Origin of the sequence: Enterobacter sp. PTB (genome assembly GCF_051130085.1) — a bacterium.
In the GTDB taxonomy this organism is placed as follows: Bacteria; Pseudomonadota; Gammaproteobacteria; order Enterobacterales; family Enterobacteriaceae; genus Enterobacter; species Enterobacter ludwigii.
Window position 1 is genome coordinate 20,826 of record NZ_JBDKEE010000003.1, and the last position, 16,919, is coordinate 37,744.

General features: G+C 55.0%; 14 protein-coding genes. 10 read left to right on the forward strand and 4 right to left on the reverse strand.

The genetic code is table 11. From position 1 onward, the window contains the following. Positions 1 to 76: 76 nt before the first annotated feature. Entirely contained in the window at positions 77 to 1,738 is a 1,662-nt protein-coding gene (gene tcp, locus AAIR21_RS04245; protein WP_014169836.1) for a methyl-accepting chemotaxis citrate transducer, read from the forward strand. A gap of 37 nt (positions 1,739 to 1,775) precedes the next feature. Here the strand turns inward: tcp and smrA are convergent, their stop codons facing one another. Both smrA and AAIR21_RS04255 read right to left on the reverse strand, forming a co-directional pair. Next, the gene (smrA, locus tag AAIR21_RS04250; RefSeq protein ID WP_020884302.1) at positions 1,776 to 2,339 is read right to left on the reverse strand and encodes a DNA endonuclease SmrA; all 564 of its coding nucleotides are present in this window, start codon (positions 2,337 to 2,339) and stop codon (positions 1,776 to 1,778) included. Positions 2,340 to 2,694: 355 nt separating this feature from the next. After that, positions 2,695 to 3,507, reverse strand: coding sequence for a LysR family transcriptional regulator (locus AAIR21_RS04255; RefSeq protein ID WP_434680066.1), 813 nt, complete (start codon positions 3,505 to 3,507; stop codon positions 2,695 to 2,697). 175 nt (positions 3,508 to 3,682) lie between these two features. Here AAIR21_RS04255 and AAIR21_RS04260 point away from each other — a divergent pair, with 175 nt between their 5' ends. The 7 genes from AAIR21_RS04260 (at position 3,683) to uspE (ending at position 10,861) form a co-directional block, all read left to right on the forward strand. Further along, positions 3,683 to 4,993, forward strand: a complete 1,311-nt coding sequence (locus AAIR21_RS04260; RefSeq protein WP_020884303.1) for a M20 family metallo-hydrolase — start codon at positions 3,683 to 3,685, stop codon at positions 4,991 to 4,993. Further along, positions 4,993 to 6,438, forward strand: coding sequence for a M20 family metallopeptidase (locus tag AAIR21_RS04265; protein ID WP_020884304.1), 1,446 nt, complete (start codon positions 4,993 to 4,995; stop codon positions 6,436 to 6,438). Before AAIR21_RS04260 ends, AAIR21_RS04265 begins: the two co-directional genes overlap by 1 nt. A gap of 44 nt (positions 6,439 to 6,482) precedes the next feature. Continuing rightward, positions 6,483 to 8,009, forward strand: coding sequence for a p-aminobenzoyl-glutamate transporter (gene abgT / locus AAIR21_RS04270; RefSeq protein WP_020884305.1), 1,527 nt, complete (start codon positions 6,483 to 6,485; stop codon positions 8,007 to 8,009). Between the two features lie 10 nt (positions 8,010 to 8,019). Then, a complete protein-coding gene (gene ogt / locus AAIR21_RS04275; RefSeq protein ID WP_020884306.1) occupies positions 8,020 to 8,535 on the forward strand; it encodes a methylated-DNA--[protein]-cysteine S-methyltransferase in 516 nt (171 codons plus the stop codon). 183 nt (positions 8,536 to 8,718) lie between these two features. Continuing rightward, a complete protein-coding gene (gene fnr / locus AAIR21_RS04280; protein ID WP_014070017.1) occupies positions 8,719 to 9,471 on the forward strand; it encodes a fumarate/nitrate reduction transcriptional regulator Fnr in 753 nt (250 codons plus the stop codon). Between the two features lie 134 nt (positions 9,472 to 9,605). After that, the gene (locus tag AAIR21_RS04285; protein ID WP_014169828.1) at positions 9,606 to 9,800 is read left to right on the forward strand and encodes a hypothetical protein; all 195 of its coding nucleotides are present in this window, start codon (positions 9,606 to 9,608) and stop codon (positions 9,798 to 9,800) included. Between the two features lie 110 nt (positions 9,801 to 9,910). After that, complete coding sequence (uspE, locus tag AAIR21_RS04290; protein WP_014169827.1) at positions 9,911 to 10,861, forward strand: universal stress protein UspE; 951 nt, start codon at positions 9,911 to 9,913, stop codon at positions 10,859 to 10,861. A gap of 49 nt (positions 10,862 to 10,910) precedes the next feature. Here the strand turns inward: uspE and pntB are convergent, their stop codons facing one another. Both pntB and pntA read right to left on the reverse strand, forming a co-directional pair. Beyond that, positions 10,911 to 12,299, reverse strand: a complete 1,389-nt coding sequence (pntB, locus tag AAIR21_RS04295) for a Re/Si-specific NAD(P)(+) transhydrogenase subunit beta (protein ID WP_014169826.1) — start codon at positions 12,297 to 12,299, stop codon at positions 10,911 to 10,913. Between the two features lie 10 nt (positions 12,300 to 12,309). Next, on the reverse strand, positions 12,310 to 13,839 hold the full coding sequence (gene pntA / locus AAIR21_RS04300; RefSeq protein ID WP_020884308.1) for a Re/Si-specific NAD(P)(+) transhydrogenase subunit alpha: 1,530 nt from the start codon (positions 13,837 to 13,839) through the stop codon (positions 12,310 to 12,312). Between the two features lie 535 nt (positions 13,840 to 14,374). Between pntA and ydgH the strand changes: the two genes are divergently transcribed. Then, positions 14,375 to 15,319, forward strand: a complete 945-nt coding sequence (gene ydgH / locus AAIR21_RS04305) for a DUF1471 family protein YdgH (protein WP_020884309.1) — start codon at positions 14,375 to 14,377, stop codon at positions 15,317 to 15,319. Positions 15,320 to 15,505: 186 nt separating this feature from the next. Continuing rightward, complete coding sequence (locus AAIR21_RS04310; protein ID WP_020884310.1) at positions 15,506 to 16,888, forward strand: amino acid permease; 1,383 nt, start codon at positions 15,506 to 15,508, stop codon at positions 16,886 to 16,888. Positions 16,889 to 16,919 lie beyond the last annotated feature (31 nt).

Consider the following 16,919-nt stretch of genomic DNA (forward strand, 5'->3'; position numbering starts at 1 on the left):
GAGTTAAATTAAAGTTTAATTTCTCTACGACGATAGTATTTGTGTAACCCTGCATCTTCTCTAACGGACGACCGCTATGCTGAAAAATCTGCACGTGATTACCGGTATTATCTTTGCTCTCACCATATTCTGTCTGTTGCAAGTTGTCACGGGAGGGTTGTTCTACTCTGCCGTCAGCAACGACCGCCATAACTTCCAGAACTCCGGGGTGCTCAATGCCCAGCAGGAGAGCCTGAGCGACAGCGTGAACACGCTGATCAAAACGCGCGTCACCGTCACCCGCGTGGCGATCCGCTACCTGAAAAACCAGCGCGACCCGGCGTCCCTTGCGGCGATCAACAAACTGCTTGGCACCGCGGCTGATTCTCTGGCTAAAGCGGAAGCCTATAACAAAGAGTGGCAGAAAATGCCGCAGGTTAACGGCCAGAACGCGGCATTAACCGACGAAATGCAGAAATCATGGAGCCAGATGCATGAAGTGATGCGTCTTTCCATTGCGTATCTGCGTGCCGACAACTACCAGGCCTATGGCGATCTGGATGCCCAACAGGCCCAGGACGATATGGAAGGGGTTTATAACCGCTGGCGCGCCGAAAACAACACCCTGCTGAAAGCCGCAACCGAAGAGAACCAGAGCAGCTTTACCCAGATGCAATGGACGCTGGCAGCGATCTTCCTGGCCGTGATCGCGGTGCTGGTGGTGATCTGGCAGGGTTTACAACACCTGCTGTTAAAACCGCTCCACATGATTATGAACCATATTCGCGCCATTGCGGGCGGCGATCTGACGCAGGATATCGCCCTGTCTGGCCGCAATGAGATGGGCCAACTGGCGGCGGGTCTGCATGAGATGCAACAGTCGCTGGTGACCACCGTCAGCGCCGTGCGTGGTAGCACCGACTCCATTTACACAGGCGCAGGTGAAATTGCCGCCGGAAGCAACGATCTGTCTGCCCGCACCGAGCAACAGGCGGCTTCGCTGGAGGAGACGGCTGCCAGCATGGAAGAGCTGACCGCAACGGTTAAACAGAACTCCGACAACGCCCGTCAGGCTACGCTACTGGCGAAGAACGCTTCAGAAACGGCGGCCCGTGGCGGTCACGTGGTGGATAACGTTGTCCGTACCATGACCGAAATCGCCGACAGCTCGCAGCAAATTGCGCACATTACCGGCGTGATTGACAGCATTGCCTTCCAGACAAACATTCTGGCGCTTAACGCGGCGGTGGAAGCCGCGCGTGCCGGGGAGCAAGGTCGTGGCTTTGCGGTCGTCGCAGGTGAAGTCCGCACGCTGGCCAGCCGCAGTGCGCAGGCGGCGAAAGAGATCAAAGGGCTGATTGAGAACTCCGTCAGCCGGGTGAATACCGGTTCAGAGCAGGTCAGCGAAGCGGGCGCAACCATGAAGGAGATAGTCGCTGCCGTCACCCGCGTGACCGATATCATGGGCGAGATTTCGTCGGCGTCCGATGAACAGAGCCGCGGCATCGAACAGGTGAGCCTGGCCGTTTCGCAGATGGACAGCGTCACACAGCAAAACGCCGCGCTGGTACAGCAATCCGCCACGGCGGCGGCGGCCCTGGAAGATCAGTCGGAACAACTGCGCCAGGCTGTGGCAGCGTTTCGCCTGAACGGAAAGGAAAAAGCCACCGCACCCCGCCCGGCCACGGTGAAAACCCCACAGCTGTTACGCCCGGCAACGGCCAACACCGCCACCGACAGCAACTGGGAAACCTTCTGAGTGACAGGCGGGCGAACGTCTCGCCCGCCAGAAGCACTTAACGGCTGCGCTTAGCGTGCCGTTCCCAGTTCTCCTGTTTCGCTTCGTCAGACTTTCGTAGCGAAACATAGCATGCTCCGCTGCCGCCGTGATGCGGCAGCGCCACGCAAAAGGCCTGCACTTCCTCGAACTCGGTTAACCAGCGCGCCAGATAACTGCGTACCACGTTGGGATGGGCGTTCTGCTCCCGCCCTTTTCCATGAATGATCACCAGGTTACGTAATCCATCGCGTCCAGCCTGGCGGATAAAGGAAAACAGCATCTGCCGGCAACGCTCGGCGGGCTGGCGTAACAGATTTAAGCTGGCCTGGCGGGAATATTTACCCGAGCGGAGCTTATCAATAACGCCCTGTTGCACCCCTTCCCGTCTGAACGCCAGCGGCTCCTCCAGGGGCAGAAGTTCCAGGAAGCCCAGGGTCAGGAAGTTATCCAGTTGCTCGGTATCAATCTCCTGACGCGTTCGCGTGTTGCGGCTCGGCTGCCAGTGAATATCCGTGCAGCGCTTCAGGGGCTGGATACCCTCCATGGCGTCAAGAAAAAGTGATTTGTCGTCAGGGTTCATGGACATCCTCCCGCTACATCTGAGCCTGTACTATACCTGCGCCAGGCATGGGCCTCAATAACCGCTACCCCAGGATGAGGGCATAAATATTAACCTGATGAATATAAAAATTATTTCTTCGCAAAAGTTAAACGCGACTTAACTTAAATTTCAGCACACATAAAACAGAAAGTTTAGGTTAAAAAAATGTGGAATCAATGATGCTAAAACATATCATTTTGAGGGTGGGCTGTTATAATTAAATAAACCTGCTTCACGGATATAACATTCAGGATCTGCGAAGGGAAGCACTGCTGTGTGTTGTAGGGTCTGTCTGATGTCGGACAGGCTCTGTTTTTTTATTTTACTCCCCACTTCACTCCGATACTATTTTCCGCGCCTCTCTTCTGAATTGCGTAATTAACGATTCGGTCAGGGGTGTCTGACGAGAATCACGGCGCTGAATTAAATAATAGGCCGCTTTAGGTAGCGATTCGACAACGGGCAGCATAACCAGACGGTGCGCCAGCAGCGGGTCACAGCCCAGTTCCTTTGGCAGGATACTTAAAAAATCACTTTGTGCAACAAGACTAATGCAGGAAGAAAACGTTTCGCAGACAACGTCAATGCGCGGTATTTGCGAGCGATGAGTAAAAACATCTTCTAATTGCTTATAATAACTCCCGCGTGGCGTCGGCATTGTCCAGTTATAATTCAGCAATTCGGTAATGGATGTCGCGCCCGTCGCCGGATGCCCTTCCCGACAAAATACGGCGAAAGGCTTTTCGAACAATTTTTCAAACGTAAACTCATGATCGTACGGCCCCTGATAATAGGTATTGATGGTGAAATCCAGCTCGCCCTGGCGTAATTCATTGATCATCGACACCAGTTGCCCTTCCATAATCCGGACTTTTACCTGCGGATGTTGTGCATGAAAGCGGGTGATCACCGCGGGCATAAGGCTTCGCGAAATACTGGCTCCCATTCCAATGTTAATCTGCCCGGCCAGTTCCCCCTGGCGCTGGCGGATATCATCCTGCGCCGCCATCCCCTCTTCCAGCTCTTTGATCGATTTGGTCAGCGCCGGTTGCGAAAGATTAAGCGTCCTGCTGGCACCGCGGATACTGCCCTGACGCGCGACTTCAACAAACGCCCGGATTTGATGAAATTTAATCTGAAATGACATAGCCCGACCGATAACCGTTGTTTATCAGAGTAAAGAAACTGTCATCTACTTTAATGGAAATGGATGTGCGAGGGTAATTCCTGAACGGTTAAAACTGTGAAAAAACGGTTAGTGATAAGTAAAAACTATCACAGCGTGAAGCAGTTCACATATTTTAATGATGACAGGAACAGATATGGAATCACTGGCGCAGTACATCCAGACATTAGCCCCACAACTGAGCGCATGGCGTCGCGATTTTCACCATTTCGCGGAGTCCGGATGGCTCGAATTTCGCACGGCGGCGAAAGTCGCGGAAATCTTAGACCAGCTGGGTTATTCGCTGGCGATGGGCCGCGACGTGGTGGACGCCGAAAGCCGTATGGGATTACCCGATGACGCCACGCTGGCGCGAGAGTTTGCTCGCGCCCGGGCGCAAGGCGCACCAGAGAAATGGCTGGCCCCGTTTGAAGGGGGATTTACCGGCATTGTGGCGACCCTGAATACCGGCCGCCCAGGCCCGACGCTGGCGTTTCGCGTGGATATGGACGCGCTGGATTTAAGCGAAGCACTCGATGACAGCCATCGCCCGTTCCGCGACGGGTTTGCCTCCTGCAACCCGGGGATGATGCACGCCTGCGGCCACGATGGCCACACCACTATTGGTCTGGGGCTGGCGCACGTGCTTAAGCAGAATGAATCGCAACTCAATGGCACCATCAAACTGATCTTCCAGCCTGCCGAGGAAGGCACCCGAGGCGCTCGCGCCATGGTGGCCGCCGGGGCGCTCGACGACGTGGACTACTTCACCGCGATTCACATTGGCACCGGTGTGCCCGCCGGTGTGGTGATCTGCGGCAGCGATAACTTTATGGCCACCACCAAGTTCGATGTGCATTTTACCGGGGTTGCCGCACACGCCGGTGGTAAACCGGAGGACGGCCGTAATGCCCTGCTCGCCGCGGCTCAGGCCGCTATCGCGCTTCACAGCATTGCCCCACACAGCGAAGGTGCATCGCGGGTGAATGTCGGCGTGATGCAGGCCGGCAGCGGACGCAACGTCGTGCCGGCTAACGCCCTGCTCAAGGTTGAAACCCGCGGCGTAAGCGAAGCCATTAACCAGTACGTCTTTGAACGCGCGCAGGCCGTGATTACCGGTGCGGCGGCACTCTACGGCGTGAGCGTCGAGATGCGTCTGATGGGCGCCGCCACCGCCAGTGCCCCTACACCGGCCTGGGTAGATTATCTGCGCCAGCAGGCAAGCCAGGTGACCGGCGTGGTGCAGGCCATTGACAGAGTCAACGCCCCCGCAGGTTCCGAAGACGCGACTCTGATGATGGCCCGCGTGCAACAGAACGGCGGAATGGCGTCGTATATGGTGTTCGGTACCGAGTTAAGCGCAGGTCATCACAATGAAAAATTTGATTTTGATGAGCAGGTCATGAACCTCGCTATCGAAACGCTGGCGCGCACTGCGCTTAATTTCCCGTGGACGCGAGGTGTGTAATGCAGGAGAACTACGCTTTTATTGCCGATGCCATCGACACGCGATGTCAGCTGTTAACCGACATTGCCGACGACATCTGGGATCACCCTGAAACGCGTTTTGAAGAGTTCTGGTCCGCGGAACGGATTGCCGGCGCGCTGGAAGCGGAAGGTTTCAATCTGACCCGTGAAGCCGGCGGGATTCCGAATGCCTTTATCGCCAGCTTCGGCAGCGGTAAACCCGTTATCGCCCTACTGGGGGAATATGATGCTCTGGCCGGATTGAGCCAGCAGGCACACTGCGCGACGGCACAGTCCGCCACGCCGGGTGCCAACGGCCACGGCTGTGGCCACAATTTGCTGGGAACGGCAGCGCTGGCGGGTGCCATTGCGGTGAAAAGCTGGCTGGAGCAGCACGGGGGGAGCGGCACCGTGCGTTTCTACGGCTGTCCTGGTGAAGAAGGTGGTTCAGGGAAAACCTTTATGGTGCGCGAAGGTTTGTTTGATGACGTTGATGCCGCCGTCACCTGGCACCCTGAAGCATTTGCCGGCATGTTTAACGTCAGCACGCTGGCCAATATTCAGGCCGCCTGGCGGTTTCACGGCGTGGCGGCGCATGCTGCTAACTCGCCACATCTGGGGCGTAGCGCGCTGGATGCCGTAACGCTGATGACCACTGGCACCAATTTCCTCAACGAACACATCATTGAGAAAGCGCGCGTTCATTACGCTATCACCGATACCGGTGGAATCTCACCCAACGTGGTGCAGGCGCAGGCTGAAGTGCTGTATCTGATCCGCGCGCCGGAAATGGCCGATGCGCAGCAGATCTACGAACGTATCGAGAAAATCGCTCAGGGCGCGGCAATGATGACCGAAACCACCGTTGCGTGTCGCTTTGATAAAGCCTGCTCCAGCTACCTGCCCAACCGCACGCTCGAAGCGGCGATGTATCGCGCCCTGCAGCATTACGGCACGCCGGAGTGGACGGAAGAGGAGCGCCAGTTTGCGCAGGATATTCGTGCCACGCTAACGCCAAATGACCTGCAAAACAGCCTGAAGAACATTGCCGCGACGGGGGGAGAAGCCGGTAACGCTTTTGCGCGCCGTCAGCAGGAGATGTTACTGACAGATGAGGTCGCACCTTACGCCATTACCGATAACGTACTGGCCGGGTCAACCGATGTGGGCGATGTCAGCTGGAAAATGCCGGTGGCACAGTGTTTCAGCCCCTGCTTTACCATCGGAACGCCTTTGCATACCTGGCAACTCGTGGCTCAGGGGCGAACCTCGATTGCTCATAAAGGCATGCTGCTGGCCGGAAAAGTGATGGGCGCAACCGCGCTAAATCTGCTCCAGGATGCAACGCTGCTGCAACAATGCCGGGAAGAGTTCGAACAACAAATCACCGAAAAACCGTACGTGTGTCCGATTCCGGCAGGCGTGACACCGTCACCTTTAAAATAATAAAACACAACACAACAACACAACAACAGTCCCGAGGAACGCCCATGAGTATGTCTTCCATACCTTCGCATTCCCCATCCGGTAAGCTCTATGGCTGGGTTGAAAGGATCGGCAATAAAGTGCCGCACCCTTTCCTGCTTTTTATCTGGTTGATCGTGGTTTTGATGGTGGCGACAGCGGTGCTGTCCGCCTTTGATGTCAGCGTGCGCAGTCCGGCCGATGGCAGTATGGTGGCGGTCAAGAACCTGTTGAGTGTCGAAGGGTTGCACTGGTTCTTACCGAATGTGGTTAAAAACTTCAGCGGCTTCGCCCCGCTGGGGGCCATTCTGGCGCTGGTACTGGGCGCCGGGCTTGCCGAGCGTGTCGGTCTGTTACCGGCGCTGATGGTGAAAATGGCCTCCCACGTCAGCGCACGTTACGCCAGCTACATGGTGCTGTTTATCGCCTTCTTTAGCCACATCTCCTCTGATGCCGCGCTGGTGATCATGCCGCCCATGGGCGCTCTGATTTTCCTCGCCGTCGGACGCCATCCCGTGGCGGGTCTGCTGTCGGCGATTGCGGGCGTAGGCTGCGGCTTTACCGCCAACCTGCTGATTGTGACCACCGATGTCCTGCTCTCAGGCATCAGCACGGAGGCGGCCAAAACCATCGACACCGCGATGCACGTCAGCGTCATCGACAACTGGTACTTTATGGCCAGCTCGGTGGTCCTGCTGACCCTGGTGGGCGGACTGATTACCGATAAGCTCATTGAGCCGCGTTTAGGGAAATGGGAAGGCCGAAGCGATGAGAAGCTGGAGACGCTGAGTAAAGAGCAACGCGTTGGCCTGCGCGTGGCAGGCGTGGTCTCGCTGGCGTTTATTGCCGCGGTCGCGTTGATGGTGGTACCGGAAAACGGCATCCTGCGCGATCCGGTTAAACATACCGTTCTCCCCTCGCCGTTTATTCAGGGCATTGTGCCGCTGATTATTCTGTTTTTCTTTGTCGTTTCGCTCGCCTATGGGATCGCCACCGGCAAAATTCGCCGTCAGGGCGATCTGCCGCAGCTGATGATCGAACCCATGAAAGAGATGGCGGGCTTTATTGTGATGGTGTTCCCGCTGGCGCAGTTCGTGGCGATGTTTAACTGGAGCAACATGGGCAAATTTATGGCCGTGGGGCTGACCGATGCGCTGGAAGCGGCGGGGTTAAGCGGCGTCCCGGCATTTGTCGGCCTTGCGCTGCTGTCGTCACTGCTGTGCATGTTTATCGCCAGCGGCTCGGCAATCTGGTCGATTCTGGCTCCCATCTTTGTGCCGATGTTTATGATGCTGGGGTTCCACCCGGCGTTTGCCCAGATCCTGTTCCGTATCGCAGACTCCTCCGTCATCCCGCTGGCACCGGTCTCACCGTTTGTTCCGCTGTTTTTAGGCTTCCTGCAGCGCTATAAACCAGAGGCAAAACTGGGTACCTACTATTCGCTGGTTTTACCCTATCCGCTTATCTTTTTAGGGGTATGGCTGGTGATGCTGGTGGCATGGTATCTTGTCGGTCTGCCGATTGGGCCGGGGATTTACCCAAGGCTGCACTAAAGGATTAACGATGCTGAGATTACTCGAAGATAAAATTGCCACGCCGCTTGGTCCACTGTGGGTGATTGCAGACGAGCAGTTCTGTCTGCGCGCCGTTGAGTGGGAAGAACACAGCGACAGGATGGACACGTTGCTCAACGTGCACTATCGCGCGCAGGGTTATGAACGTATCAGCGCCACCAACCCAGGCGGCCTGAGCGACAAACTGACGGCGTACTTCGAGGGCGATCTCAGCATCATTGACACCCTGCCGACCGCCACGGCAGGCACACCTTTCCAGCGCGAAGTCTGGCAGGCGCTGCGCAGTATTCCGTGCGGACAGGTCATGCATTACGGCCAGCTCGCCGGGCAACTCGGCCGTGCCGGCGCGGCCCGCGCGGTCGGCGCGGCAAATGGCGCTAACCCCGTCAGTATTGTGGTCCCCTGCCACCGCGTGATTGGCCGCAACGGCACCCTGACCGGCTATGCCGGTGGCGTGCAGCGCAAGGAGTGGTTACTGCGTCACGAGGGGTATCTCCTGCTCTAGTTTCCAGGCTTTTAGTGCTTAATTTTCTTCCGGTTAGGCTAAAAATCCATAATCAAGCTGTGGAATTTCAAGAAGATGGCAACAGGTTGCCGTCTCTTGTCCTTATTGATGGTTTGGCAGGCTTACGTACTTACCAAAAAGATGTTAAAATTGACCAATATCAATTAAGGCTTGAGCAAACCTATGATCCCGGAAAAGCGAATTATACGACGCATTCAGTCTGGCGGTTGTGCTATCCATTGCCAGGATTGCAGCATCAGCCAGCTCTGTATCCCGTTTACCCTGAATGAGCATGAACTCGATCAGCTTGATAATATCATCGAGCGCAAAAAGCCTATTCAGAAAGGGCAGACGCTGTTTAAAGCGGGAGACGAACTGAAATCGCTCTATGCTATCCGTTCTGGCACCATCAAAAGCTACACCATCACTGAACAGGGTGATGAGCAGATCACCGGCTTCCATCTGGCGGGTGACCTGGTTGGCTTTGATGCCATCGGTACTGGCCATCACCCGAGCTTTGCTCAGGCGCTGGAAACCTCAATGGTTTGCGAAATCCCGTTTGAAACGCTGGACGATCTCTCAGGCAAAATGCCCAATCTGCGTCAGCAGATGATGCGTCTGATGAGCGGTGAGATCAAAGGCGATCAGGACATGATTCTGCTGCTTTCCAAAAAGAATGCAGAAGAACGCCTGGCCGCGTTTATCTATAACCTCTCACGCCGCTTCGCGGAGCGCGGTTTCTCCCCGCGTGAATTCCGTCTGACCATGACGCGTGGCGATATCGGTAACTACCTGGGCCTGACGGTGGAAACCATCAGCCGCCTGCTGGGTCGTTTCCAGAAAAGCGGAATGCTGGCCGTTAAGGGTAAATACATTACCATCGAAAACGGTGAAGCTTTGGCCGTTCTTGCCGGTCACTCCCGCAACGTGGCATAACGCCTCCGCATGATTGATGCCAGGCCGATAAATTTTTATGATTTATTGGTCTGGTACGTCACCACTTCCGTTTCACCACGTTTCCCTGGCACCGCCCCACTCAGTCCCTGAAAGGTTCTTGTTGAGGTTATGAATTGAGAGAAAGTTTATTTTTCGTTTCAGTCGTTATCGCCTCAGTGACCTTCATATTCATCTGGATCATGCTTGTCGGGCCAATGAAGGGTGAAGAAAAAACCTACGTACAGGATTCAACGACGTTTGCGATTGCGGTGATGGTACTGCTGCTGATTGCCTTTATCGCGGTAACGACAACGGTTCTTTTTCTGTGACAGATTTTCATGATTTATTGATCTGACAAAAACTTCCCCCCTGTTTCATTCAAGATATATAGGTTACTCTTTTAATTACAGACTGTGGTGACAGTAGTAAGGAGACCTGTATGGCAAAGTATCAAAACATGCTGGTGGCTATCGATCCTAACCAGGACGATCAGCCGGCATTACGACGTGCTGTGTATCTACATCAACGGATTGGTGGCAAAATCAAAGCGTTTTTGCCGATCTATGACTTCTCATATGAGATGACCACCCTTCTGTCGCCTGACGAACGCACCGCAATGCGTCAGGGAGTGATCAGCCAGCGTACCGCGTGGATCCGTGAACAGGCCAAATATTACCTGGAAGCGGGTGTTCCTATCGATATTAAAGTGGTCTGGCATAACCGACCTTTCGAAGCCATTATCCAGGAAGTGGTCGCCGGTGGGCACGACCTGTTGCTGAAAATGGCGCACCAGCACGACAAGCTGGAATCCGTGATCTTTACCCCTACCGACTGGCACCTGCTGCGTAAATGCCCTTGCCCGGTGTGGATGGTAAAAGACCAGCCGTGGCCAGAAGGCGGCAAGGCCGTCGTGGCGGTCAACCTGGCGAGCGAGGAGGATTACCACAATTCGCTCAATGAAAAGCTGGTCAAGGAGACGATCCAGCTTGCCGAGCAGGTTAACCACACTGAAGTCCATCTGGTGGGCGCTTACCCGGTAACACCGATTAATATTGCCATCGAGCTGCCTGAATTTGACCCGAGCGTGTATAACGATGCGATCCGGGGGCAGCACCTGCTGGCCATGAAGGCGTTACGCCAGAAATTCAGCATCGATGAGAAAATGACACATGTGGAAAAAGGGTTGCCTGAAGAGGTGATCCCGGATTTAGCAGAACATCTGCAGGCGGGGATTGTGGTACTGGGTACCATTGGCCGGACCGGTATTTCTGCCGCGTTCCTGGGCAATACCGCCGAACAGGTGATCGACCATCTGCGCTGTGACCTGCTGGTCATCAAGCCGGATGAGTATCAGACACCGGTTGAACTGGACGACCCGGAAGACGACTAAGTTCAGACATAAAAAAACCGCCGTTTCCGGCGGTTTTTTTGTCGCTGATTTACAGCGATTTCAGAATCGCATCGACACTGGCTTTTGCATCGCCAAACAGCATGTGCGTGTTCTCTTTGAAGAACAGCGGGTTCTGAACCCCTGCATAACCGGTATTCATGGAACGTTTGAAGACAATCACGTTCTGCGCCTTCCACACTTCCAGAACCGGCATACCGGCGATTGGGCTACGCGGATCGTCCTGCGCCGCCGGGTTAACGGTGTCGTTGGCACCAATAACCAGGACGGTGTCGGTATCGGTGAAATCATCGTTGATCTCATCCATCTCCAGCACGATGTCGTAAGGCACTTTCGCTTCCGCCAGCAGCACGTTCATGTGGCCTGGCAGACGTCCCGCGACCGGGTGAATGCCAAAGCGAACCTTGATACCACGCGCACGCAGTTTCTCGGTGATCTCCGCAACCGGATACTGAGCCTGCGCCACCGCCATGCCGTAGCCTGGGGTAATGATGACCGAGTGTGAGTTTTTCAGCATCTCTGCGGTATCTTCCGCGCTGATCTCACGGTGCTCACCCACTTCTTCGTCAGAACCGGTTGAGGAGCCATCAGAACCAAAGCCACCCGCGATAACGCTGATAAACGAACGGTTCATCGCCTTACACATGATGTAAGACAGGATCGCACCAGAAGAACCGACCAGCGCACCGGTGACGATCAACAGATCGTTGCTCAGCATGAAGCCAGCTGCCGCCGCGGCCCAACCGGAGTAGGAGTTCAGCATGGAGACAACCACTGGCATATCGGCACCACCAATGGAGGCCACCAGGTGCCAGCCAAAGGCCAGAGCAATCAGGGTCATCACCAGTAACGCCAGCACCTGCAGGCCCACGCTTTCAGTGCGCACGAAGACCACCAGCAGCACAAAGGACACGACCAGCGCCGCCAGGTTCAGCTTGTGACGGTTTGGCAGCATCAGCGGTTTAGAAGAGATCTTACCGCGCAGTTTGCCGAACGCGACAATTGAGCCGGTGAAGGTCACCGCACCAATGAAGATGCCGAGGAACACTTCCGTCAGATGGATGTTGACCAGAATCGGTTCCAGACCGGGTGTGTGGTACAGGTAGCTGTTGAAGCCCACCAGCACCGCCGCCAGCCCCACGAAGCTGTGCAGAATGGCCACCAGCTCCGGCATCTCGGTCATTTCAACGCGTTTCGCCAGGCGAATACCAATCGCGCCACCGATGATCATCGCCACCAGGATCCATGCAACGTTGCCGGTGTCCGGCCCGAAGATGGTGGCAATCAGCGCAATCGCCATCCCGGCGATACCAAAGTTATTTCCCTGCTGAGACGTTTCGTGTTTGGAAAGCCCCGCCAGACTGAAAATAAATAGGATTGCAGCAACAATGTATGCGGCTGTGACTAATCCTCCAGACATATGCTACCCCTTAGCCTTTACGAAACATTTTCAGCATGCGCTGAGTCACGGTGAACCCACCGAAAATATTGATACTGGCGATCAGCACCGCGATAAAGCTCAGGAAACTTACCCAGCCGCCGTGGCCAATCTGCAGCAGCGCCCCGACCACGATAATCCCGGAGATGGCGTTAGTGACCGACATCAGTGGCGTATGCAGCGCATGGGAGACATTCCATACGACGTAGTACCCCACCACACACGAGAGCGCGAAGACGGTAAAGTGGCCGAGGAATTCTTTCGGCGCGACGTCTGCCAGCCAGCCAAACAGAATAATGACCAGCGCCATGATCGCGTACTTGCGCCACGGAGAAGCCGGTTTAGCTGGCTCTTTAGGCTCAGGCGCCGCTTTCGGTGCCGCCTGAGGCTGCGCGGACACCTGAATCGGTGGCGCAGGCCAGGTGATTTCGCCTTCACGCACCACCGTTACGCCACGCACAACAACATCGTCAAAATCAACGGTGATGTTGCCGTCTTTCTCTTTGCAGAGCAGTTTCAGCAGGTTAACAAGGTTGGTACCGTACAGCTGAGAAGACTGCGTTGGCAGACGGCCCGGCAAATCGGTATACCCGATCACCTTCACGCCGTTAGCAGTTGTGGTCACCTGATTTGGCACGGTGTACTCACAGTTGCCACCGTTCTGCGACGCCAGGTCGACGATCACACTGCCCGACTTCATGGAGTCAACCATCTCACGGGTAATCAGCTTCGGCGCGGGTTTACCGGGGATAAGCGCGGTAGTGACAATGATGTCGACATCTTTGGCCTGCGCGGCGAAGAGTTCCATTTCCGCTTTGATAAAAGCTTCGGACATGACCTTCGCGTAACCGTCACCGCTGCCCGCTTCTTCCTTGAAGTCCAGCTCAAGGAATTCGGCCCCCATACTTTGGACTTGTTCTTTTACTTCAGGACGGGTGTCAAAAGCGCGTACGATAGCGCCCAGGCTGTTTGCCGCGCCGATAGCCGCAAGACCCGCCACGCCCGCGCCAATCACCATCACTTTCGCCGGAGGCACTTTCCCTGCCGCGGTGATCTGACCGGTAAAGAAGCGACCAAACTCATGCGCCGCCTCAACAATCGCGCGGTAACCGGCGATATTCGCCATGGAACTTAAGGCATCCAGCGACTGCGCGCGCGAAATACGCGGCACGGAGTCCATGGCCATCACGGTCACGCCACGTGCTGCCAGCTTCTCCATCAACTCAGGATTCTGTGCAGGCCAGATGAAGCTCACCAGCGTCGTGCCAGGATTAAGCAGTTCAATCTCGCTCTCTTCCGGCGCATTAACCTTGAGAATAACGGGCGACTGCCAGACTTCAGCACCGTCCACCACTTCCGCGCCAGCCTGAATAAAGGCCTCGTCATCGAAACTCGCCAGTTTGCCCGCGCCGCGTTCAACTGCGACGGTAAAACCCAGTTTAAGCAGTTGCTCCACCGTTTTCGGTGTTGCCGCTACGCGGGTTTCATTGGCTAACCGTTCTTTTGGTACCCCAATACGCATAGTTTTCCCTTCCATCGGTTTTTGATGATGGTTTGTCGATAAATGCCCGCGGTTTGTATCAACTTTCGCCAGCAGGACAGCGACGACATATGATTAACCCCAGAAAATAAAACAGTAACAAACTTTCTATAACCTACTGAAAATAACGCCCGTGATCTACCGCCAGAAAACACTATTTCTTACTTTATCTGTGAAAAATAAGTGATCTGCGTCGCTGACAGTGATATTTACCTTAAATTCATCGCTGAGACCGATAAATAGCGCAAGCGAAGCGGTAAAAACATGATATAGCGCCATTAGAGAACAACTTATTAACATTAAATTAACTTGTAAAAGTCATAAGCTTTATCAGTTTTGCTTGTCAGACGCCTGTTTTTTCAACATATCACTAAATGTTATCAAATCAGATGATTCAGTGAGCACAGGCTGTGAAAAATGGCGCAGACAGCGACGGGTTTTAAATGCCATAATCGGGACCGTCTCAAATTAACAACAATACCAGTACATGGTTTGCGCAAGGCGAAGGATTATTTTTATGAAGCTTAAGAACACACTCCTGGCGTCCGCACTTCTCTCCGCGACCGCCCTGTCTGCGAATGCCGCGACAGAGTTAACGCCGGAGCAAGCGGCAGCGTTAAAACCTTTTGACCATACGGTCATTGTGGGTCGTTATAATTCTATTGGCGATGCCGTCGCCGCCGCATCAAAAGCCGCCGATAAAAACGGTGCGGCCTCGTTTTACGTTGTTGATCAGTCTGACTCCGGCAACAGCGGTAACCAGCGCGTGACCATTGCGCTGTATAAAGACAATGCGCCGAAAGCTGACGCACCGAAAAACCGCGTGATTAACGGCGTCGTTGAATTACCGAAAGATCAGGCGATTGAGCTGGAACCTTATGACACCGTCACCGTGCAGGGCTTCTATCGCAGCCAGCCTGAAGTGAACGATGCCATCACCAAAGCCGCAAAAGAAAAAGGCGCGTACTCTTTCTTTATCGTGCGTCAGGTCGATGCTAACCAGGGTGGCAACCAGCGCATTACTGCGTTCATCTATAAAGAAGATGCGAAAAAACGCGTTCTGCAAAGCCCGGACGCTATTCCTGCTGATTCCGAAGCGGGTCGTGCGGCGATAGCGAAAGGCGGTGAAGAAGCGAAGAAAGTGGAAATTCCAGGCGTAGCCACCTCTGCCGCACCAAGCGCTGAAGTGGGCCGTTTCTTCGAAACACAATCCACCAAAGGTGGCCGTTACTCCGTTACCCTGCCAGACGGAACCAAAATTGAAGAGCTGAACAAAGCCACTGCAGCGCAGATGGTGCCGTTCGACAGCATTAAATTTACCGGCAACTACGGCAACATGACGGAAGTCTCTTATCAGGTCGCGAAACGTGCGGCGAAGAAAGGGGCGAAGTATTACCACATCACCCGCCAGTGGCAGGAACGTGGTAACAACGTGACCATCAGCGCCGACCTGTACAAGTAACAGAACGGTTGACCCGAGGCGGCGCAATGCCGCCTTTTTTGTTACTTTTTTTTTGAAATTCGGCCCCACGTCATTGCATGCTTTCGTGACACTCCGTAAAATCCCGCGCCTTAGTGTGATCCACCATTTTTATGCGCCTGTGCGAAATAATTATTCTGGATTTGGACCTTTCATAACAGGAAGCCAATGGAAAAGAAACTAGGCCTGAGTGCTTTGACTGCACTCGTTTTGAGCTCAATGCTGGGTGCGGGCGTGTTCAGCTTACCGCAGAATATGGCAGCGGTCGCCAGCCCTGCCGCACTGCTTATAGGGTGGGGCATCACGGGTGCCGGGATTTTGTTGCTGGCGTTCGCAATGCTGCTTCTGACCCGCATCCGCCCGGATCTGGATGGAGGGATTTTCACTTACGCCCGTGAAGGTTTCGGCGAACTGATTGGCTTCTGTTCCGCATGGGGCTACTGGCTATGTGCGGTCATCGCAAACGTCTCCTACCTGGTGATCGTCTTTTCGGCGCTCAGTTTCTTTACCGATACCCCTGAACTGCGGTTCTTTGGCGACGGCAATACCTGGCAGTCCATTGTGGGCGCCTCGGTACTGCTGTGGGTTGTTCACTGGCTGATTCTACGTGGCGTACAGACGGCGGCCAGCATTAATCTGGTGGCAACTCTGGCCAAACTGGTTCCGCTCGGCCTGTTTATCGTGCTGGCCTTTATGGCGTTCCGTCTCGATGTGTTCAGTCTCGATTTCAGCGGTGTCGCGCTGGGCGTACCGGTCTGGGAGCAGGTCAAAAACACCATGCTGATCACCTTGTGGGTCTTCATCGGTGTTGAAGGGGCCGTCGTGGTCTCTGCCCGGGCGCGGAATAAGCGCGATGTGGGTCGCGCCACGCTGCTGGCGGTACTGGCGGCGCTGGGCGTGTATCTGATGGTGACGCTGCTGTCGCTGGGGGTGGTCGCGCGTCCTGAGCTGGCCGAAATGCGTAACCCGTCGATGGCGGGCCTGATGGTGAAAATGTTCGGACCGTGGGGTGACGTGGTGATTGCCGCGGGGCTGATTATCTCCGTGTGCGGCGCGTACCTGAGCTGGACCATTATGGCGGCAGAAGTGCCGTTCCTGGCCGCAACGCACAAAGCATTTCCACGCCTGTTTGCTCGTCAAAACAAAAACAGCGCGCCGTCGGCCTCACTCTGGCTGACCAACATCAGCGTTCAGGTCTGTCTGGTGCTGATCTGGCTCACAGGTTCAGACTATAACACTCTGCTGACCATCGCCTCGGAGATGATTCTGGTACCCTATTTCTTAGTAGGTGCGTATCTGTTAAAAATCGCCACACGTCCGGCGCACTATGTGGTGGGTGTCGGAGCCTGTATTTACGGCCTGTGGTTGTTGTATGCTTCCGGGCCTATGCATCTGCTGCTGTCGGTGGTGTTGTATGCACCGGGCCTGCTGGTGTTTATCTACGCCCGCCGCACGCATCAGTTAGAGAACGCGCTTAGACGCCGTGAGATGGCCTTAATCGGGCTGTTACTGGTTGCTGCCGTACCGGCAACCTGGATGTTAATGGGATAGAATCGCCTTTCCCATTGTTGAACTGAAAAGG